Origin of the sequence: Nocardioides islandensis (assembly GCF_015352455.1) — a bacterium.
GTDB lineage: Bacteria > Actinomycetota > Actinomycetes > Propionibacteriales > Nocardioidaceae > Nocardioides > Nocardioides islandensis.
The window spans coordinates 90,870-110,600 of sequence record NZ_JADKPN010000011.1; the positions used below are offsets into that span (position 1 = coordinate 90,870).

Below are 19,731 nucleotides of genomic sequence, written 5' to 3' on the forward strand. Positions count from 1 at the left end.
GGGGCCATGGGTGGGGGCAGCGGGGATGCACTGCGCCCGTACGTGCCCGGAGTCGCCGTCGAGTGGCTCAGCCGGCAGCCCGAGGACCGGCACCGCTCGGTCGAGGGGACCCTCGCCTTCGTCGACATCTCCGGCTTCACCGCCCTGGCGCGCCGGCTGACCCGTCAGGGCGCCGTCGGCTCCGAGGAGCTCAGCGACATCCTGGACGCCGTCTTCGGAGCACTGCTGGCCCACGCTCGTCACGAGGGCGGGGACCTGGTCAAGTGGGGCGGGGACGCCGTCCTCCTGCTCTTCACCGGCGACGACCACGCCACGCGGGCCGCCCGCGCCTCGGTCGACATGCGCAACGAGCTGCGCTCGGCCGGCCGGGCACGCTCGTCCGCCGGCGCCGTGAGCCTGCGGATGTCTGTCGGCATCCACACGGGTGCCTTCGACTTCTTCCTGGTCGGCGACCCGCGCATCCACCGCGAGCTGGTGATCAGCGGGCCGGCCGCCAGCCGGTGCGCCGAGATGGAGGCCCTGGCCACCGCGAGCCAGATCCTGCTCAGCGCGGACACCGCCGCGGCGCTGGACCCGCGGCTCCTCGGCGAACCCGTCGGCGAGGGCCGCCTCCTGCGCAGCCGGCCCCCGAGCGCCGAGGCGTACCCCGAGCTGCAGGTCGACGGCGACACGGTCGACGTCGCCCAGCTGCTCTCGCCGCCGCTGCGGCAGCACCTGCTGGCCGCGGCGGGCACCTCGGAGCACCGCACCGTCGGGGTCAGCTTCGTGGAGTTCTCGGGCACCGACACCCTGCTCGCCGAGCAGGGCCCCGACGCGCTGGCGGCGGCACTCGACGAGATGGTCCGCAACGCCCAGGACGCGTGCGCCAGCCACGGCGTCACGTTCCTCGAGAGCGACATCAACCGCGACGGCGGCAAGCTGATGCTGGTGGCCGGGGCGCCCGGCGGCGGCCGTGACGTCGACGACCGGGCGCTCGGCGCGGCCCGCCTCATCGTGGACCGGGCCGGGGCGCTGTCCCTGCGCGCCGGGGTCAACCGGGGCGGCGTGTACGGCGGCGACTTCGGCCCCAGCTTCCGCCGGACGTACTCCATCAAGGGCGACGCCATCAACCTGGCCGCGCGCGTGATGGGCAAGACACCGAGCGGCGACGTGCTGGCGACCGCGGACGTGATCGGGCACCTGCGCCGGCCGGTCGAGGCGACCCCCGTGCCGCCGTTCATGGTCAAGGGGGTCACCCGGCCCGTCGAGGCGTCGTCCGTGACTGCGCTCGGCGACGAGACCGGCATCGACACGGCCGCTCCACGCGGTGCCACTCCCATCCGCGCCGCCGAGCTCGCGCGGCTGCGCCCGCTCCTCGAGCGGACCCGCGAGGGGCACGGGGCAGTCGCGCAGGTCGTCGCGGATCCCGGGCTCGGCAAGTCGGCCTTCGTCGCCGCGGTCGTCGAGGAGGCCGGCGGACATGCCGTGCTCCGTGGCACCAGCGGCCACTTCGGCGGCGCCGTCACCTACGGCGCGGTCCGGCGCCTGCTGCGTGACGTGGCCGGCGTGGGTGGCGGTACGCCGCGCGACGAGGTGGTCGCGGCCGTCCGGGCGGTCGTCGGCGAGTGCTCGCCCGAGCTGCTGCCGTACTTCCCGCTGCTCGGAGCGGTGCTCGACGTCCGCATCGCCGACACCCCCGAGACCCGGGACCTCGACGAGCGGTTCCGGGCCGGCAAGGTCGTCGAGACGGTCGTGTCATTCCTGCGCGCCGCCCTCGACGCGCCCACGCTGCTCGTCTTCGAGGACGTCGACGAGATGGACGAGTCCTCGGCCATCATCGTCGCCGAGCTCGCGGCGGCCGCCGCGGAGCGGCCCTGGGTCGTCCTCACGTCACGCCAGCGCGGCCCGGCCGGCCTGAGCCTTCCCGAGGACGTCGAGGTCGAGGAGATCGAGCTGCTGCCGCTCGGTCACGACGAGTCGGTGGCGCTGCTGGAGTCCTGGAGCGTGGAGGAGCCGGTCAGCCCGCACCTCCTGGAGGCCATCGCGGTCAAGGCCGGCGGCAACCCGTTGTTCATGGAGGCCCTCCTCGACGTCGCGCGCGAGCGCGGCAGCATCGCCGACCTGCCGGACTCCGTCGGGGCCGTCGTGGCCGGCCAGATCGACCAGCTGGCGCCGCGGGACCGCACGGTCCTCCGGTTCGCGTCGGTCCTCGGCGACCAGTTCTCCTTCTCGCTGCTCCACGAGATGGTCGGCGACGAGGGGTGGAAGCTGGAGCCGGCCGACCTGCGCCGCCTGGACCAGTTCGTCGAGCCGGAGGGCGCGGACGACGTGTGGTGGCGCTTCACCAACGCGGTCGTCCGGGACACGGCGTACGCCGGGCTCCCGTTCCGCCTGCGCCGGCGCATGCACCGCCACGTCGGCGACGTCCTGGAGAAGCTCACGACCGATCCCGACCAGGCCGCCGCCGAGCTGGCCACGCACTTCTGGGAGGCCGGCGACTACGAGCGGTCGTGGCGGTACGGCCGCACCGCCGGTGAGCGGGCCCGGGGCGTGTACTCCTACGCCGCGGCCCTGGAGGAGTACCGCCGCGCCGTCACCTCCGCTCTGGCGGCCGGCGGCGTGCCCCGCGCCGAGGTCGCCGAGGTCCTCGAGGCGACCGGGGACGTGGCCGAGCTGGCCGGTCTCTCGCGGGAGGCGATCGGCGCCTACCGCCGGGCCCGCGAGTTCGCGCGGGCCGACCCGGTGGCGGTGGCGACGTTGATGTTCAAGGAGGTCGGGATCCACCAGCGGATCGGGCAGCTGACCACCGCGCTCCGCATCGTCGCGCACGCGCGCGGGCTGGTCCGCGAGGAGTCGAGCCGCGCGTCCGCCGTGCGCTCCCAGCTGACCTCGCGGCTGGCCTTCTTCAACTACCTCCGGGCGCGGCACGGTGAGGCGCTCAAGTGGAGCGCCCTGGCCGTGCTGGAGGCCCAGACGAGCGGCGACGACCTCGCCGTCGCGTCCGCGTTCAACGTGCGCGACCTGGTCCTGACGGGGGCCGGCCAGTCGGGCGACCAGCCGTTCGGCGAGCTCGCCCTGGCCAGCTACGAGAAGGCCGGCGACCTCGTCATGATGTCGCGCTGCCTGATCAACCTGGCGATTCGCGCGCTCCAGGAGGGCCGCTGGCCCCTCGCGCAGGAGCGGCTCGAGCGGGCCGCCGAGCTGATGGTGCGGGTGGGCGACACCGCGAACGGTGCCCTGGCCGCCTACAACCTCGCCGACCTCGCCATCCGTCAGGGCCGGTACGACCGGGCGGAGGGCCACCTCCTGCACGCGGCGCGGTACGCCCGCGTCGCCGACGACGTCGAGCTCCTCGCCCTGGTCGACCGCGAGACCGCCCGGGTGCGTGTCGGCCAGGGGCGCGTCGACGAGGCTCGTGCGGCGCTCGTGAAGGCGCGCGCCGAGCTGCTCGCCGCCGAGCTGGAGCACGAGCTGATCGAGGTCGAGGTCGGCCTGGCCGACTGCTCACTCATCGAGGGCGACCTCGACGCGGCCCGCCAGATCGCGGTGGGGGCGCTGGCCGCCGTCGCCGCCGTCGGACCGGAGACGGCCGAGGGCGGGCTGCGCCTCCTCGCCGGCGTCATCGCCCTCCGGCAGGGTGACCCCGAGGCGGCCGAGGCGTCGTTCAAGCGCGGCCTGGCCGCAGCCGACGCGGGGGAGGGCGGCTGCGTCCGGGCGCTCAACCTCCTGGGGCGCAGCCTGGCGCGCGCCGCGAGCGGGGCGCCGTACGAGGAAGCCCTCGACGGCGCGCTCGCCACGTTGCGGGACCTCGAGGTCGAGGTCCTGCCCCATGGTCTGGACGAGCTGGTGCGTCAGGTGCGTTGAGCCGTCACATGGTGCCCCGCATGTCCTTGAAGAACAGGACCTGGAGGATCACGTCGCCGGCGTTGTCGCGGTGGCTGCTGACGTAGTCGGTGCAGAAGTCGGCACCGGCCTGGATGACTCCCTTGCTCTCACACGCCGGCACCGCCGTCAGGGCGCCGGTCGCCGAGAGCGAGGCGTACGCCGTGTAGGAGCTGACACCCTTGCCGCCACACCGCGACTTGTCGCACTGGAGGCTCAGGATCGCGGGGTTGGTGCGGGAGTACAGGTCGCCCCCGTTCGCGTCGGACAGGCCCGCGATGAACTGGACCTCCTTGCCACCCGAGCACCCGGTGTCCGAGCAGACGCCGCTGGAGAGCGCGGCGGCTGCCGAGGTGATCCCGCGGGCCAGGTAGACGACGCCGCACACCGAGACGTTGCTGGAGGAGTTGCACGTGTCGGCTCCGAACCCGTCGGTCGGGACCTGGTTCTTCGGGGTCACCCGCAGGCTCTCGAGCACGTCGAAGAAGGCGGTTTGGCCCGGAGTGGGTGAGGTGGAGTTCGCCTTGTGGACCGTGGCCTTGAGGGCGATCCCGTCCTCGGCGGCGGAGTACGTCACCGTGAAGACGGTCGAGACGCCCTTGACGGGCACGGTGTAGCTGCTCGGCGAGAACGACCCCGCGGGCTTCTTGCCGTCCTGCCGGACGGGCGCGAGGTCGAGGACGAGGCCCCGGCTCAGCTCGGTGCCGTCACTGAGGGAGACCGTGATCGTGATCGACGTGCTGCCCTTGGCGGCCAGGACCCCCGGGATGGCGCCCGTGGGTGCGCCGGTGAGAGCGGTGTTGTCCGTGCTCGCGAGGACCACGAGGCTCGGCGGCGTCGTCGGCGCCGCGAACGCGGCCCCGAACCCGGCGGCGAGCATCGCGACCACCAGCAGGAGAGCGGCGGCGACACCGTGCACGGGTCGTGGGCTGAGGCGGGATCGGGACACGAACGACATCGACGGCTCCTTCGACGGGTACGCCGCGCCCGCGGGCACGACGACGTCGGACAACCCCAGACGTCAAGCCGAGCCCATGCCGTCACCAGCCCCCAGGTGAGGGCGGAGCTACCTCCGCAGCGACCATCGTTTCCCTACGCCGTTGAACTGTCAACCGGCGGGGTCGCCTGACTGCCCCGGCCGGTCTCACCAGGCAGATCCGGGAAGGCACCCTCGGCCGGTGACACCACACTGGGGCTCGTGGCCGACCTGCTGGGGCTCACCGCCGACCTTCCGTCCGTGACGGTGCCCGCGGGCGACGTGGTGATCGAGGAGGGCGCGCCCGCCGGGCGGCTGCTCGTCCTGGTCTCCGGGGGCGTCGTCGTCGAGCACGACGGCGTCGCCTTCGCCCGCATCGACCACCCCGGCGCGGTGTTCGGGGAGATGTCGGTCGTCCTGGGGAAGCCGGCGACCGCGACGGTCCGCGCGGTCGACGAGGTCGAGGTACGCGTGGTCGAGGACGCGGAGGCGTTCCTCACCGAGCACCCCGGAGCCGCGCTCGCCGTGCTCCGGACGACGGCGGGCCGCCTGGACGGGCTCACGCAGTACCTCGTCGACGTCAAGCGACAGTTCGCCGACGCTGGAGGCCACCTCGGCATGGTCGACCAGATCCTCGACCGCCTCGTCCACCACCAGGCGCCACGCCCCTCGACCGGATCGGCCCGCGACCCCGAGGGCGACCACGTGCACTAGAGGGCGACCAGCTCCGACTCGTACACCCCGAACCAGTCCGCCGTCATCGCCTCGGTGTCCAGCGTGATGTGCGCCGGCACCGGCCCGATGGCCTTGCCCGCGTTGAAGACCCAGGTGTTGCCGAGACGCGCGTGCCAGCCGCCGCCGTCGGCCCACGGGGACTGGTGGATGTGGCCGCAGAGCACCACGTCCGGACCGTGCTCGGCGATCCAGTCGGCCAGGTCCTGGTCGGGGAAGGTACGCCGCCCGTCGTGGCACAGCGGCGTGCCCGCCGGAGGCGCGTGGTACAGCCACACCCACCGCGCCGGTCGGTCGACCGCCGCGGCGGCCAGCTGCTCGCCGACCTCCTCGCGAGTGAGCGGCCCGTCCCACCACGGGCAGACGGTGAACCGGGTGTCCCCGACGTCCACCGAGGCTCCGTCGACGTGCAGGCGCTCGTGGTCGAGCCTGCGCAGCCAGGTCGCCACCTGCTCGCCGTGCGCCCCGGGACCGTCGAGGTCGTGGTTGCCGGACGCCGCGAGCACGGTCGTCCGCTCGGCCAGCCGGCCCAGGTACTCCGCCACGACCACCGCCTGCACGTCGTGCGGCACGGGGCTGACCACGTCGGCCAGGTCGCCGACGATCGCGACGGCGTCCACCTTCTCGGCGGCGCCGAGCAGCCAGTCGTAGTGCGGAAGCCGGTAGTGCAGGTCCGACAGCACCAGGATCCGCATGGCCGGATCCTCCCGTACGCCGCGGCGTACGGCCGACGGGTCTCACACCCGGGGCGCCACCCGGCCCGAGGAGAACAGCTGGGCCCGGCCGTCGGGAAGCGTCGCGAAGGCGATGCGCCACCAGGCTTCGGTCGGGTCCGGGCGGCCGGCGAACCGGTCGCCGGACCCGTCGGTCGCGAGCATCGTGACCGTCTCGACCTCGTCGAACCCGCCGATGCCGAAGTGCGGCCGGATGGTCACCCGCAGCTCGCCGTCGCCGGGCTCGACGTCGAAGTCGACGCCGCGCCGGGAGTACCGGCCGGCGTGCCGCTCGAGCCCGATCACGGACACGGCGGGGTCGGGCAGCGGGAGCTCCGGCACGGTCACGCCGACGAGCTCGGGGAACACCTCGGGCAGCAGCCGCTCGGCCAGGGCGTCGCCGTTCGCGGAGTTCGTCAGCAGGCACAGGGCGAAGCCGTGGTCGGGGAGCAGCCGCAGCTTGGCGATCTGGCCGACGGTGCCGCCGTCGTGGGCCAGCACGCGCGTGCCGTCCCAGGTGGCGACGCGCCACGACAGCCCGATCCCGCCGAGCTGTTCGGGGATCGGCAGCTGCTCCTCCCACATCGCGGTGGTGGCGTCCTCGGAGAGCAGCTCCCGCCCGCGGTCCAGGTGCAGCCGCGCGTAGGTCAGCAGGTCGGCGGCCGAGCACGTGATCAGGCCGGCGGGACCGATCGCGCGGGGGAGCGTCCAGGTGTCGTACGGCACCACGTCCGGGGGGTCGCGGTGGCCGACCGCGGCGGAGCGGAGGATCGCCTCCTCGGGCAGCGTCACCGTGTCGGCCAGTCCGAGCGGCCTGACCAGCCGCTCGCGCAGCGACTCGTCCCACGTGCGCCCGTCGAGCACCTCGATGACCCGGCCGAGCAGGACGAAGCCGCTGTTGCAGTAGGAGTACGCCGCGCCCGGCTCGAACGCCCGCTCCACGTCGGCCAGCAGCCCGACGTACTTCTCGACCGCGTCGTCGCCGCGGCCCGTGTCGTCGAACACGTCGCCGTCCAGCCCGCTGCTGTGGGTCAGCAGGTGTCGCACCGTGATCCGGCCGGCCGCGTCGTCACGGCCGAGACGTACGCCGGGCAAGAGGTCGGCCAGCGTCGCGTCGTACGTCAGCCGCCCTTCCTCGACGAGCTGGGCCGTCATGGTGCCGGTCCACGTCTTGGTGACGGACCCGATCTGGAAGACGCTGTCGGCGACCGTCGGCTGACCGGTGCGCGTGCTCACGACGCCGTACGGCGTCACCGACAGGTCGTCGTCCCGCCAGACGCCGAGCACGGCGCCGGGGACCGACGTCTCCCGAGCGAGCTCCGCCAGCCTCTCGGCGATCACGTCGAGGCGGGCTCGGCCGGCACGTAGTCGGGGTCGGCGGCAGGTGCGGAGGGGTTGGCCGCGGCGCCGGCGTAGGCCTGCTGCGACCAGTTCTCCAGCTCGGTCATCACGGCGGGGTGCTTGTCGACGCAGAAGACGACGAGGTCGCCGACGTTCGCCCGCGCCATCGCGTGCCGGACCGCCTTGATCTCGTCGAGCACCTCCTCGACCTGCTTGCACCGGCCGCCGTCGGCCATCCCGGCCTTCACGCCCTCGACCACGAGACCGGCCACCTCGCCGGCCTTGCGGCCGCGGAGGTTCTGGTCCTCGCGCACGATGACCACGTCGAAGTGCCGCGACGCGATCTCGCCCAGCTCGCGCATGTCCTCGTCTCGACGGTCGCCGGCGGTGGCGATGACTCCGATGCGCGACGGGCGGGCCAGGTCGTGGGAGAGCGACTCGCCCACGCGGTCGACGAAGTCGCCGAGCATCCTCATGCCCGGAGCGTTGTGGCAGTAGTCGACGATCACGTTGACGCCGTTCACGTCGACCTCGTTGAGACGCCCGGGCGCGAGGTAGTAGTTGGTCGAGAACGTGCGCAGGCCTTGCCGGATGTCGTGCAGCGGAGCGCCGGCCGCGAACGCCGCCGCTGCGGCCGCCAGGGCGTTCTGGACGTTCATCCGGGCCCGGCCGCTGAACGTCGCGGGCAGCAGGTGCGTCCAGGCCAGCTGCATCTCGCGCCGGCCGTGCTTGACCACGATCATCTCGCCGCGGTCGGACGGGTTGAGGACCAGTGCCTTGCCGCCGCGGCGGCAGTGCCCCTCGATCATCTCGCGCACCTCGGAGCCCGGCTCCTCCATGGAGAACCACACGACCTGGCCGGAGCAACGGCGCCGCATCTCCCGGACCAGCGGGTCGTCGGCGTTGAGCACGGCGTGCCCGTCCCGGGGCACCGCCTCGACGAGCACGGCCTTCACGTCGGCGAGCTGCTCGACGGTGTCGATGCCGCGCAGGCCGAGGTGGTCGGGCTGCACGTTCAGCACGACGGCGACGTCGTTGCGCTCGTAGCCGAGGCCCTCGCGCAGGATGCCCCCGCGGGCCACCTCGAAGACGGCGAAGTCGACGCGAGGGTTCTGCAGCACCATCTTGGCGCTGCGCGGTCCGGACGCGTCCGCGCGGATCAGCAGCCGCTCGTCGATCACGACGCCGTCGGTGGAGGTCATGCCGACCTTGCGTCCCATCCCCTTGAAGATGTGGGCGATCATCCGGCTGGTCGTCGTCTTCCCGTTGGTGCCGGTGACCGCGACGATCGGGATCCGGGCCGGCGCGCCGGGCGGGAAGAGCATGTCGACGACCGGCTTGGCGATGAACTGCGGCTCCCCGATGGTGGGGTGGGTGTGCATCCGGAACCCGGGCGCCGCGTTCACCTCGCAGATCGCGCCACCGGTCTCGCGCACCGGCTCGGTGATGTCGGGACAGATGAAGTCGATGCCGGCGATGTCCAGGCCGACCATGCGGGCGGCCTCCTCGGCGATGTCAACGTTCTCCGGGTGGGCGTCGAACGTGCGGTCGATGGAGATGCCGCCGGTCGACATGTTGCCGGTGAGGGCGAGCTTGACCATCTCGCCGTTCTCCGGGACCGACTCGAGGGTGTGGCCCTGGCCGGCCAGGACCTCCTTGGCGGCCGCGTCGACCTTGATGCGGGTGAGCACCTTCTCGTGGCCGACCCCGCGCCGCGGGTCGGCGTTGGTCAGCTCGACCAGCTGCTCCACGGTCGACGTACCGTCCCCGACGACGTGGGCCGGCACCCGCTCGGCGATCGCCACCATCCGGCCGTCGACGATCAGGCAGCGGTAGTCCTTGCCGGTCACGAAGGACTCGACGATGACCGTGCCGCGGCGGCTCTGCTCCTTGGCGATGTCGTAGGCCTCGCGCACGGCCTCCTCGTCACGGAGGTCGAGGCACACCCCGCGGCCGTGGTTGCCGTCGAGCGGCTTGACGACCACCGGGAAGCCGACCCGCTTCGCGGCCGCGACGGCGCCCTCGACGCTGCGCACCGACTCCTGCTTCGGCACCGGCAGGCCGGCCGCGCCGAGCAGGCGGGTGGTGAGGTCCTTGTCGGAGGCCACGTCGACGGCGATGGCCGACGTCGCGGACGTCATGGTCGCCCGGATGCGCTTGGCGTGGACGCCCTGGCCGAGCTGGACGAGGGAGTACTGATTGAGCCGGATCCACGGGATGTCCCGCGACACCGCCTCATCGAGGATCGCTTGCGTGGACGGGCCGAACGCGGTCCGCTCGGCGCGCAGGATGAAGCTCTCGAGCTCGGCGTCCCAGTCGAACTCGGGGTCGGCCTGCACCAGGTGGTTGACCAGCCGGACGGCCAGCCGCCCCGCGGCGAGTCCGACCTGCTCGTCGGCGTACCCGTAGATGATGTTGTAGACGCCCTTGCGGCCCTTCACCATCCGCGTCTTGCCGCGGCGGATGTCGTGGCCGACGACCTGCTGGAGGGCGAGCGCGCAGTGCTCGGCGACGTGGCCGAGCCACGTGCCCTCGTTGAGCCGCTCGACGAAGCCGCCCCGGCGCCCGCGGGAGCACGAGTGGTTCTGCAGGCCGGGCAGCATCTCCAGCAGGTGCTCGGTGAAGCCGGGCAGCGTGTTGGTCGGGTGCTCCTCGAGGCGGCCGAGGTCGACGACGAGGTGGATGGCCTGCTCGTAGGACCAGATGTTGGCCCCCCGGTAGACCCTCGTCTCGAGGATGGTCAGGTCCGGCGTGGGGCGTTCGGTCACGAGACGGGTCCCTCCAGGGGGTCGGGGTTCGGTCCGATCTTGGTGCGCGTGCGGGCCAGACGTCTACGGAGGGCGGCCGGGCTCGCGTCGGCGGCCGCGATGTCGCGGGCCAGCTGGCGCATGTCGCGCTGGGCCTCGGCCAGCTCGGCGGCGTCCTCCGGGTCGATGGCCGCAGGCTGCGGCACGAGCGTGCGGGTGGTGAGGTCGTAGGCCGCCCCGGCCGGCAGGACGTGCAGCAGCACGCCGCTGGCCAGCAGGGGTGAGGAGCGCTTGGCCTCGTGGGCGTTGGACACGATGGAGGCGGGGTCGAAGATCGTCACCGACCCACGGCCGATGACGCGGAGCACCTCGTGGGGCACCTCGTCGGCGTCCTCCTCCACGGTGATGAGCGCGCAGGTGTCCTCGTCCACGCCGATCCCGAGCAGCTGCGGCGACTGGGCCACGATCATCAGCAGCCGCCCGTAGCGGTTGCGCTGGTCGAAGTGCTGGTCGATCACGGCGCTCTTGACCAGTCCGAGCCCGGCCGCGACCTGCGTCATCCGCTGCTTGGGCGTCGCACCGCCCACGCCGAAGGCCACCATGTGCGAGGACTGGATGCTCGCGCCGGCCGACGTGCCGCCGACGACCGCCCCCCGCTCGTGCGCCTCCACGATCGCGTCGCCCAGCGGCGTGCCGCAGATGATCGCGGACAGCTTCAGCTGGTTGCCGCCGGTCATGAAGACGCCGGTGGCCTCACCGACCGCCTTGACCAGGTCCGGGTCGTGCGCCTCCTCGCGGCTCTGGGGCCGCACGGGCACGACCTCGCCGGCGCCCAGTCGCCGGAAGAGGGCGTCGTACACCTCGACGACCTCGTCGCCCAACGACGACGCGGTGGGGATGAGCGCGATGCGCGCGTCGGCACCGCCGCTGGCGGAGACGAACTCCTTGAGGATCGTGCGCTTGCGCAGCTTGTCCTCGGCGCCGCCGATGACCATGAGCGGTCCGGTCGTCCGGTCCGGGCTGGTCAGAGGCATGACACCGCAGGCTAGCCGGTGCAAGAGTTGGCGCGTGCAGGACCAGGGGCCGACGCCCGGAGCGCGCAGCCGCCGCATCGCGGTGATGCGGCACGGCAAGGCCGAGCAGACCGGCCGCACCGACTTCGAGCGGGAGCTCGCCGACCGCGGGCACGCGGACTCCGAGGACACCGGTGCCTGGCTGGCGCGCCAGGGCTTCACGCCCGACCGGGCCCTGGTCTCGGCCGCGCACCGCACCATCGGCACGTGGCGGAGCGTCGCGTCGGGAGGCGGGTACGACGTCGACCCCGACCTCTCCCAGGTGCTCTACGGCGCCGGTCCCGAGACCGCCCTCGACCTGGTGCGCGAGACCCTCGCGGAGGTCACCTCCATCATCGTGATCGGCCACAACCCGACCATGGCCTACCTCGCGTCGCTGCTCGACGACGGCGAGGGCGACCCGGCGGTCTCGTCGGAGATGATGTCGGGCTACCCGACCAGCGCCGTCGCGCTGTTCGAGTACGACGGGGACTGGGGCGACCTCGCCGAGGCCGGCGCGCGTCTCGTGGCCTACCACATCGGCCGCGGCTGACCCTTCCCGCTGGTCGAGGAGGTCGCGCCCGCGACCGTCACGAGACGGGCGGGGCCGGGGTGGTGAACCCCTCGGCGGCGTCGGCCGCCTCGATCTCCTCGCGGCTGATGCCGAGGATGTACATGATCGCGTCCAGGTAGGGCACGTTGACCGCCGTGTCGGCGGCTTCGCGGAGCACCGGCTTGGCGTTGTAGGCGATGCCGAGGCCGGCGGCGTTCAGCATGTCGAGGTCGTTGGCGCCGTCGCCGATCGCCACGACGGCGGAGAGCGGGACGCCGACGTCCTCGGCGAACTGCCGCAGCGCGGTCGCCTTGCCGGCGCGGTCGACCACGTCGCCGACGATCCGGCCGGTCAGCCGGCCGTCGAGGATCTCGAGCTCGTTGGCCCGCGAGTAGTGGATGCCCAGGTCCTCGGCGAGCCGGTCGGTGATCTGACTGAAGCCGCCGGACACGATGGCGAACCGGTAGCCCAGGCGGCGGAGGGTCCGCACCATGGTGCGCACCCCGGGGGTGAGCTGGATGTCGTCGTACACCTGGTCGAGCACGCCGGCGTCGAGCCCTTCGAGACGGGCGACCCGCTCGCGCAGCGCCTCCTCGAAGTCCAGGTCCCCGCGCATCGCCGCCTCGGTGACCGCCGCGACCTCCGCCTCCAGGCCGGCGTGGGCCGCCAGCATCTCGATGATCTCGCCCTGGATGAGCGTGGAGTCGACGTCGAGCACGATCAGCCGCATGCCGTGGCGGCTGAGGTTGGCCGGCTGCACCGCGATGTCCAGGCTCTGCTCGGCGGCCTCGGCCGCCAGGACCGAGCGCAGCTTCTCGGTGTCGACGCCGGAGACGTGGAGGTCGATCGCGGTGACGGGGTACCTCGCCATCCGCTCGATGCGGTCGATGTTGGCGCCGGCGTCGGCGATCCGGCCCGCGACCGCCGAGAAGGCCCGCGCCTTCAGCGGCGCTCCGATCACCGTGACGTGCGAGCGGCCGTCCGGGCGCTGGCGGTTGTCGCCGGTGCCCCGGTCGACGTCGGCGCTCATCCCGAGCTCCTCGGCGGTCTCCTGGATCCGCGTGCGCAGCTTCTTCCAGTCGCGCGGGGCGGTGACGAGCACGCCGAGGATCAGCCGCCGCCGCAGCACGATCTGCTCGATGTCGACGACCTCGACCCCGGCGCTCGCAAGGGCCTGGAAGATCGCCGAGGTGACGCCCGGGCGGTCCTTGCCGACCAGCGTGATGAGGAGGGTCCCTGGCTCGTTGTCCGCCCGATCCGGGTCGGCGTCGCTCGCGGTCATCGCGGGAGCAGGCTACGCCGTGGGCCCGGGGGTCGGTGGCCGCGTCTAGGTTGGTGGACATGGCTCACACCCATCACACGATCGACTACATCGAGCTCAACGTGAGCGACCTCGAGGCGTCCAAGGCGTTCTACGAGCAGGCGTTCGGGTGGCAGTTCAACGACTACGGCCCTGAGTACGCCGGCATCCGCAACCGCTCCGGCGACGGTGAGGTCGGCGGTCTCGGGGTGGGCCGCCAGCCCGGGCCGGGCGGGTCCCTGGTGATCCTCTACTCCGACGACCTCGAGGGCAGCGTGGCCGCGGTCGAGGCCGCGGGCGGCACGGTCACCGAGGGTCCCTACGAGTTCCCGGGCGGCCGGCGGTTCCTGTTCCAGGACAACAGCGGCAACCAGCTCGCCGTCTGGACGCCGGCCTAGGGCCCCGCTCAGGCCGGTGGCCAGACCTCGGGTGAGCAGGCCGCCACCAGCGCGTGCCGGGCCGCGGTGGCCAGCCCCCGGAGCGCCTGCCGGCGCCGGTCGGCCTCCGCCGCGCTGACCGCGGCGCCGTCGTCGGCGAGCGCGAGGTCGACGATGGCGGCCGCCTGCAGGGCCCGGGCGGCCAGCTCCACGCACCGCGGCGGCGTGTCCGGCGGGGCATCGAGCCGGGGGGCCCGGCGCAGGTTGCTCAGCTCGTCGGCGACCTCGGGCCGCCACCGCGCGACGTCGAGGGCGGCCAGCTCGTCGGCGGCGCCGACCAGCGCGCCCCGCAGCGCGCGGTCCGCCTCCCCGACGTCGGTCAGCGGCCGCGGCCGGGCGGCGTACGCGTGCCAGAAGACGACGGCGCCCTCGCGGACCGGCACCAGCGCCCGGGCACCGGCGAGGACGGCCTCACCGGCCTCGAGGGCCGCGGCGTTGAGCTCGGGCGGACCGCCGAGGCCGGCCGGGTCGCCTTCCGCCGGCCAGGCCAGGCCCAGGTGCTCGACGCCGGCCGTGCGCAGGGCGCCGAGCGCCGTCGCGATGCCCTCGGGCACGTCCGCGCCGGCGAGTCCGAGCACCTTGTGCGTCGCGTCGTCGCCGATGACGGCGTCGACGACGAGGTCGGTGACCACGCTTCCTCGCAGCCACGCGGTGCCCCACCAGGCCAGCCGGGCGGACGCCGGCAGCTCGATCGTCTGGCGTGTGGTCACGGCCCGCGAGGATACGCCGGGGGAGCGGTCCCTCTTGGATACGGTGGGGCGCGTGCCCGCCGTCCTCGAGTTCGCCGACGTGACGGTGCGGCGGGGGACCTCGACGCTGCTCGACCGCATCTCGTGGCGCGTCGACGAGCCGGACCGGTGGGTGGTGCTCGGGCCGAACGGCGCCGGCAAGACCACATTGATGCAGGTGGCCGCCGCGATGATCCACCCGACCGACGGGGTGGCCGGCATCCTGGGCGAGGTGCTCGGCACGGTCGACGTGTTCGAGCTGCGCCCGCGCATCGGCGTGACCAGTGCCGCGCTGGCCGAGCGCATCCCGCGCGAGGAGAAGGTCGTCGACGTGGTCGTGTCGGCCGGGTACGGCATCGTCGGCCGCTGGCGCGAGACCTACGACGAGCTCGACTACGAGCGGGCCGACGAGCTGCTCGCCGAGGTGGGGGCGACCCGGCTCGCCGACCGGACCTTCGGCACTCTCAGCGAGGGGGAGCGCAAGCGCGTGCAGATCGCCCGCGCCCTGATGACCGACCCCGAGCTGTTGCTCCTGGACGAGCCTGCGGCCGGGCTCGACCTCGGCGGCCGGGAGGACCTCGTCTCCACGCTGTCGGTGCTGGCGGGTGCCGCCTCGTCGCCGGCGACGGTGCTGGTGTCCCACCACGTCGAGGAGATCCCGCCGAACTTCACGCACGCCATGCTGCTGCGCGACGGTCAGGTCGTCGCGTCCGGGCCGATGGCGGAGGTCATCACCGAGGCCAACCTCACCGCCACGTTCCGGATGCCGCTGGTGCTGTCCCACGAGGGCGGCCGGTACGCCGCCCGCAGGCGCTCGCGGCGGCACCGGGCGTAGTCGACGTCGAGGAGGTGCTGGGTCTCGACGCGCCGTTGCGACCTCGCAGGCTCGGTCGCAGGCTTGCTCGACCTCCCTCGCGACGCCCTGCGCTCGTTCCTCGTGCCGGGCTAGGCTCCTGACATGGACTGGCTGGGCGACAACCTCTGGGCGGGGTGGCTCGCTCTGGCCGTTGCTCTCGGCGCGGCGGAGCTCCTCAGCCTCGACCTGATCCTGCTGATGCTGGCCGTCGGCTGCATCGCCGGCGCGATCACCGGCGCGATCGGCGCCGCGGTGATCCTCCAGGTGCTGGTCGCGGGCGCGGCCTCCGTGGCCATGCTCGCCCTGGTCCGCCCGAACCTCGTCAAGCGGCTGCACACCGGGCCGGACCTCCAGCTCGGCCACAGCAAGCTGGTCGGCCGGCAGGCGATCGTCACCGAGGAGGTCACCAGCCACAAGCCCGGCCGGGTCAAGCTCGCCGGCGAGATCTGGACCGCCCAGCCGTACGACGACTCGCTCACCATCAAGCCCGGCGAGACGGTCGACGTGCTGGCCATGAAGGGCGCGACCGTCTACGTCCACCCGGCCCACACGGCGATCGAGCCGTGAGTCACCACCTACTCGCACCCACTGGGAGCCTCACGTGAACCCGTACGCGCTCGGCATCATCGCTCTGTTCGTGCTGTTCGTCGTCGTGCTGCTGGCGCGGACGGTGCGGATCGTCCCGCAGGCCCGGGCAGGCATCGTGGAGCGGTTCGGCAAGTACAAGGAGACGCTCCCGGCCGGCCTGAACGTCGTGGTGCCGTTCGTCGACAAGGTCCGCTACCTCATCGACCTGCGCGAGCAGGTCGTCAGCTTCCCGCCGCAGCCGGTGATCACCGAGGACAACCTGGTGGTCTCGATCGACACGGTCATCTACTTCCAGGTCACCGACCCGATCGCGGCGACCTACGAGATCGCCAACTACATCCAGGCCATCGAGCAGCTGACCATGACCACGCTGCGCAACATCGTCGGCGGCATGGACCTCGAGGAGACGCTGACCAGCCGCGACCAGATCAACTCCGGACTGCGGGGCGTGCTCGACGAGGCCACCGGCAAGTGGGGCATCCGCGTCAACCGTGTCGAGCTGAAGGGCATCGACCCGCCTCCGTCGATCAAGGACTCGATGGAGAAGCAGATGCGGGCGGACCGCGAGAAGCGCGCCGTCATCCTGACGGCCGAGGGTCAGCGGCAGGCCGCGATCCTGACGGCCGAGGGCAACAAGCAGTCCATGATCCTCAACGCCGAGGGTGACCGGGAGTCGTTGATCCTGCGTGCCCAGGCCAACCGGGAGTCGGCGATCCTGCGGGCCCAGGGCGAGGCACAGGCCATCACCAACGTGTTCCAGGCGATCCACGACGGTCAGCCGGACCAGTCGCTGCTGGCCTACCAGTACCTCCAGATGCTGCCCAAGATCGCCGAGGGCGATGCCAACAAGGTGTGGGTCATCCCGAGCGAGATCACCAAGGCGCTCGAGGGTCTGGGGTCGTCCATCGGCGAGGTGGCCGGGATCCCGCAGAAGAGCGGCGGCGTGCGGCACCGGGTCGACTACGGCTCCACCGAGCCCGCCGTGCTGAGCGGCGGTCTCGACAACGAGCTGTCGAGCACCACCAAGGCCGTCGAGGACGCCATCGCCGAGGCCGAGCACGCCGCCAACCCGGGCTCGGGTCGCGGCACGCCGGACGCGGCGCCGGCCGACGACGCGGCGGGGGACGCACCGGCCGAGGAACCGCCCGCGACGCCGCCGACGACATGAGGTGACGCCGTTCGAGGTCGTGGCCATCCTGTTCGCGGGGTGCGCCGCGGGGGCCATCAACGCCGTCGTGGGCTCGGGCACGCTGATCACGTTCCCGACGCTGCTCGCCTTCGGCGTGCCGCCGGTGACCGCGAACGTCTCGAACACGGTCGGGCTGGTGCCCGGGACGCTGTCCGGGGCGATCGGCTACCGCAGCGAGCTCGGCGGCCAGCGGCCGCGGCTGCTGCGCCTCGGCCCGGCCTCCCTGATCGGCGCGGCCATCGGGGCGGGCCTGCTGCTGTGGCTGCCCAGCTCGGCGTTCGATGCGATCGTGCCGGCCCTGGTGGGTCTCGGCGTGCTGCTGGTCGTCATCGGCCCGCGGGTCCAGCGCTCGGTGGCCGCGCGCGCCGAGTCGCGCGGGGGCATCCCCGACCACGGCGGGTGGTGGGTGTGGCCGGCGATCCTGCTGTTGGGGGTGTACGGCGGGTACTTCGGCGCCGCCCAGGGCGTCCTGCTCACCGCTGTGCTCGGCATCGGCCTCGTCGACACGTTGCAGCGGCACAACGCGACCAAGAACGTGCTCTCGCTGATCGTGAACACCGTCGCCGCGCTGGTGTTCATCGCGGTCGCGGACGTCGACTGGGCGGTGGCCGGCGTGCTGGCCGTCGGCTCGGTCATCGGCGGACAGCTGGGGGCAACCGTCGGCCGCCGGCTCCCGCCCGCGGTGTTGCGCGGCGTCATCGTCGTGGTCGGCGTCGTGGCGCTCCTGGCGTTGCTGGTCGACTGACGCCCTACGCTCACGTCGTGACCGAGACCTGGGTGGACGACCGGCAGATCGCTCTCGACGGCGGCACCTGGGCGGTGCGTCAGGCCGGTGCCCCCGACGGCCTCCCGCTCGTGTACTTCCACGGCACGCCGTCGTGCCGCCTCGAGCCGTCGTTCGCCGACGACCTCGCCGCCGAGCTCGGCGTCCGTGTCGTGTCCTTCGACCGGCCCGGGTACGGCCGGTCGACGCCGGCGCCGTTCTCGCTGTCGTCCGTGGCCCGTGCGACGGCCGTGATCCTCGACGAGCTGGGCATCGACACCTTCGCGGTGACGGGCCAGTCCGGTGGCGGGCCCTTCTCCCTGGCCTGCGCGGCCGTGCTCGGCGAGCGGGTGACCCACGCGGGCGTGAACTCGGGCCCCGCGCCCTTCGACCAGGTGCCCGAGCTGATGGCCATGCTCGACGAGAACGACAGCGAGGCCGTCGCGCTGCTGCCGGACGAGGAGGCGGCCGCGGCCAAGTTCGGGCAAGGCTTCGAGCCGTTCCGCGCGCTGGGCCGGATGAGCCCGGCGGAGATCATCGGCGGGTTCCGGCAGATGTGCAGCACCCGGGACAACGCGCTCCTCGACGACCCGCGCAACGCCCGCGTGCTGGCCGAGGGGCTGGCCGTGGCCCTGGTCCAAGGCACCTCGGGCGGCGGGTGGGACAACGTCGCCTGGGTGGGGCCGTGGGACTTCGACCTCGCGGACGTCCGAGCACCGGTCGACCTCTGGTACGGCGGCGAGGACAAGTTCTGCCCCGCGCCGGTCGGCCCGTGGCTGGAGGAGCACCTGCCCGACGCCAGGCTGCACTTCCGGCCGGGGGACGGGCACCTGGGCGTGATGGACCACACCCGCGAGGTCCTCGAGACCCTCATGGCGAGCCGTCAGCGCTCGACGTAGGCCTCGAGCCAGCGCCCCAGCTCGTCGTACGCGCGGTTGCGCGGCTCCTCGCGGGAGAGGAACACGTCGTGCATCGCGCCGTCGACGCCGACGTACGTCACGTGGCGCCCGAGGGCCGTCGACCAGCGCCGGATCTGGGCGACGTCGAGGACGATGTCGTTCGCGTGTGCCTCGTCCTTCAGCTCGCGGGCGTCCACGGTGGCGCCCGAGCTGAGCACCAGGACGGGGCAGGCGATGTCCAGGCCCTCGTGGACGTCCGCGTGGGCGGTACGGATGGCCCGCAGCCACCCGGCGTACACCGGCCACGACTCGAGGGTCTTCAGCTTGAGGTCGTAGTCCCACTCGCCGGCGTAGTCGCGGTGCAGCGTCTCGCCGTACACCGTCGTGATCTCCCGCGTGATCTCGCGCATCGGCTGCCGCGCGCCGAGCTGCTTGACCACCGCGGTCGCCGCCGTGCGCAGCCACAGCGAGCCGCGCATGTCGAGCCACGGCGCGTTGAGGGCCACGCCCGCGAGGTACGGCGCGCCCTCGTCGGCCCACAGCGCCAGGGTCAGGCCGCCGGTGGAGTGGGCCGTGGCGACGACGTGGTCGTGGCCGTCGCGGTCGGTGATCCGGCCCCACGCGGCATCGATGTCGTCGAAGTACTCGCGGACGTCGGCGACGAAGTTCGGCGTCTGGTACGGCCGCAGGCTGCGGCCGTACCGGCGCAGGTCGATGGCGTAGAAGTCGTACCCGCGGGCCACCCACCAGTCGGCGTACGCCGTGTTGAAGAAGTAGTCGTTGAAGCCGTGGACGTACAGGACCGCCTTGCGGGTCGGCGCGTCCGCCTCGCGCTTGACGAGCGTGGTGACGATCGGTCCCTGCTCGTCCTCGTCGAAGTCGATCGTCTCCGCGGTGTACGGCGGCCCGAGGAGCTCGTCGACCGGCGCCTCGAAGCTCATGGCTCCAGTCTGCCGGACAGGGTGGTGCACCCGGAGGACGCCGTGGACGCGCTGG

General features: G+C 73.0%; 17 protein-coding genes. 9 read left to right on the forward strand and 8 right to left on the reverse strand.

Features of this window, described 5'->3' with window-relative positions:
- Positions 1–6 precede the first annotated feature (6 nt).
- The gene (locus tag ISU07_RS17005) at positions 7–3,843 is read left to right on the forward strand and encodes an adenylate/guanylate cyclase domain-containing protein (RefSeq protein WP_194708018.1); all 3,837 of its coding nucleotides are present in this window, start codon (positions 7–9) and stop codon (positions 3,841–3,843) included.
- Positions 3,844–3,847: 4 nt separating this feature from the next.
- On the opposite strand, the gene ISU07_RS17010 is transcribed toward ISU07_RS17005, so the two are convergent.
- Positions 3,848–4,873 carry a hypothetical protein gene (locus tag ISU07_RS17010; RefSeq protein WP_194708019.1) on the reverse strand — a complete coding sequence of 342 codons (1,026 nt, stop codon included), beginning with the start codon at positions 4,871–4,873 and terminating at the stop codon, positions 3,848–3,850.
- Between the two features lie 186 nt (positions 4,874–5,059).
- Here ISU07_RS17010 and ISU07_RS17015 point away from each other — a divergent pair, with 186 nt between their 5' ends.
- On the forward strand, positions 5,060–5,551 hold the full coding sequence (locus tag ISU07_RS17015) for a cyclic nucleotide-binding domain-containing protein (protein ID WP_194708020.1): 492 nt from the start codon (positions 5,060–5,062) through the stop codon (positions 5,549–5,551).
- Here the strand turns inward: ISU07_RS17015 and ISU07_RS17020 are convergent.
- From ISU07_RS17020 to ISU07_RS17035, 4 genes are read right to left on the reverse strand one after another with little or no spacing between them, the layout of a single operon-like run.
- On the reverse strand, positions 5,548–6,264 hold the full coding sequence (locus tag ISU07_RS17020) for a metallophosphoesterase family protein (protein WP_194708021.1): 717 nt from the start codon (positions 6,262–6,264) through the stop codon (positions 5,548–5,550). The two genes, ISU07_RS17015 and ISU07_RS17020, sit on opposite strands and share 4 nt — an antisense overlap.
- A gap of 42 nt (positions 6,265–6,306) precedes the next feature.
- Positions 6,307–7,623: a serine hydrolase domain-containing protein gene (locus ISU07_RS17025; protein ID WP_194708022.1), complete on the reverse strand. Its 1,317-nt coding sequence runs from the start codon at positions 7,621–7,623 to the stop codon at positions 6,307–6,309.
- Complete coding sequence (gene cphA / locus ISU07_RS17030) at positions 7,620–10,391, reverse strand: cyanophycin synthetase (RefSeq protein ID WP_323742671.1); 2,772 nt, start codon at positions 10,389–10,391, stop codon at positions 7,620–7,622. Before cphA ends, ISU07_RS17025 begins: the two co-directional genes overlap by 4 nt.
- A complete protein-coding gene (locus tag ISU07_RS17035) occupies positions 10,388–11,404 on the reverse strand; it encodes a cyanophycinase (RefSeq protein ID WP_194708023.1) in 1,017 nt (338 codons plus the stop codon). Before ISU07_RS17035 ends, cphA begins: the two co-directional genes overlap by 4 nt.
- 34 nt (positions 11,405–11,438) lie before the next feature.
- On the opposite strand from ISU07_RS17035, the gene ISU07_RS17040 reads away from it, so the two are divergent.
- Positions 11,439–11,975, forward strand: a complete 537-nt coding sequence (locus ISU07_RS17040) for a SixA phosphatase family protein (RefSeq protein ID WP_323742672.1) — start codon at positions 11,439–11,441, stop codon at positions 11,973–11,975.
- A gap of 37 nt (positions 11,976–12,012) precedes the next feature.
- Here ISU07_RS17040 and serB read toward each other — a convergent pair whose 3' ends face one another.
- Positions 12,013–13,257, reverse strand: coding sequence for a phosphoserine phosphatase SerB (gene serB / locus ISU07_RS17045; RefSeq protein ID WP_194708025.1), 1,245 nt, complete (start codon positions 13,255–13,257; stop codon positions 12,013–12,015).
- Positions 13,258–13,316: 59 nt separating this feature from the next.
- On the opposite strand from serB, the gene ISU07_RS17050 reads away from it, so the two are divergent.
- A complete protein-coding gene (locus ISU07_RS17050) occupies positions 13,317–13,673 on the forward strand; it encodes a VOC family protein (RefSeq protein WP_194708026.1) in 357 nt (118 codons plus the stop codon).
- 8 nt (positions 13,674–13,681) lie between these two features.
- Here ISU07_RS17050 and ISU07_RS17055 read toward each other — a convergent pair whose 3' ends face one another.
- Positions 13,682–14,422, reverse strand: coding sequence for a hypothetical protein (locus tag ISU07_RS17055; protein ID WP_194708027.1), 741 nt, complete (start codon positions 14,420–14,422; stop codon positions 13,682–13,684).
- Positions 14,423–14,474: 52 nt separating this feature from the next.
- Between ISU07_RS17055 and ISU07_RS17060 the strand changes: the two genes are divergently transcribed.
- The 5 genes from ISU07_RS17060 (at position 14,475) to ISU07_RS17080 (ending at position 18,735) form a co-directional block, all read left to right on the forward strand.
- Positions 14,475–15,275: an ABC transporter ATP-binding protein gene (locus tag ISU07_RS17060; protein WP_194708028.1), complete on the forward strand. Its 801-nt coding sequence runs from the start codon at positions 14,475–14,477 to the stop codon at positions 15,273–15,275.
- A gap of 123 nt (positions 15,276–15,398) precedes the next feature.
- Complete coding sequence (locus ISU07_RS17065) at positions 15,399–15,863, forward strand: NfeD family protein (RefSeq protein WP_194708029.1); 465 nt, start codon at positions 15,399–15,401, stop codon at positions 15,861–15,863.
- Positions 15,864–15,897: 34 nt separating this feature from the next.
- On the forward strand, positions 15,898–17,052 hold the full coding sequence (locus ISU07_RS17070) for an SPFH domain-containing protein (RefSeq protein ID WP_194708030.1): 1,155 nt from the start codon (positions 15,898–15,900) through the stop codon (positions 17,050–17,052).
- Between the two features lies 1 nt (position 17,053).
- A complete protein-coding gene (locus ISU07_RS17075; protein ID WP_194708031.1) occupies positions 17,054–17,818 on the forward strand; it encodes a sulfite exporter TauE/SafE family protein in 765 nt (254 codons plus the stop codon).
- Positions 17,819–17,835: 17 nt separating this feature from the next.
- On the forward strand, positions 17,836–18,735 hold the full coding sequence (locus ISU07_RS17080) for an alpha/beta fold hydrolase (protein ID WP_194708032.1): 900 nt from the start codon (positions 17,836–17,838) through the stop codon (positions 18,733–18,735).
- On the opposite strand, the gene ISU07_RS17085 is transcribed toward ISU07_RS17080, so the two are convergent.
- Complete coding sequence (locus ISU07_RS17085; RefSeq protein ID WP_194708033.1) at positions 18,720–19,676, reverse strand: alpha/beta hydrolase; 957 nt, start codon at positions 19,674–19,676, stop codon at positions 18,720–18,722. The genes ISU07_RS17080 and ISU07_RS17085 overlap by 16 nt on opposite strands.
- Between the last annotated feature and the right edge of the window lie 55 nt (positions 19,677–19,731).

Excerpts from the sequence above, each read along its gene's own strand:
- ISU07_RS17065 (WP_194708029.1), top strand. The coding sequence starts at position 15,399 with ATGGACTGGCTGGGCGACAACCTCTGGGCGGGGTGGCTCGCTCTGGCC.
- ISU07_RS17005 (WP_194708018.1), top strand. The coding sequence starts at position 7 with ATGGGTGGGGGCAGCGGGGATGCACTGCGCCCGTACGTGCCCGGAGTC.
- ISU07_RS17085 (WP_194708033.1), bottom strand. The coding sequence starts at position 19,676 with ATGAGCTTCGAGGCGCCGGTCGACGAGCTCCTCGGGCCGCCGTACACC.
- ISU07_RS17035 (WP_194708023.1), bottom strand. The coding sequence starts at position 11,404 with ATGCCTCTGACCAGCCCGGACCGGACGACCGGACCGCTCATGGTCATC.
- ISU07_RS17020 (WP_194708021.1), bottom strand. The coding sequence starts at position 6,264 with ATGCGGATCCTGGTGCTGTCGGACCTGCACTACCGGCTTCCGCACTAC.
- serB (WP_194708025.1), bottom strand. The coding sequence starts at position 13,257 with ATGACCGCGAGCGACGCCGACCCGGATCGGGCGGACAACGAGCCAGGG.
- ISU07_RS17050 (WP_194708026.1), top strand. The coding sequence starts at position 13,317 with ATGGCTCACACCCATCACACGATCGACTACATCGAGCTCAACGTGAGC.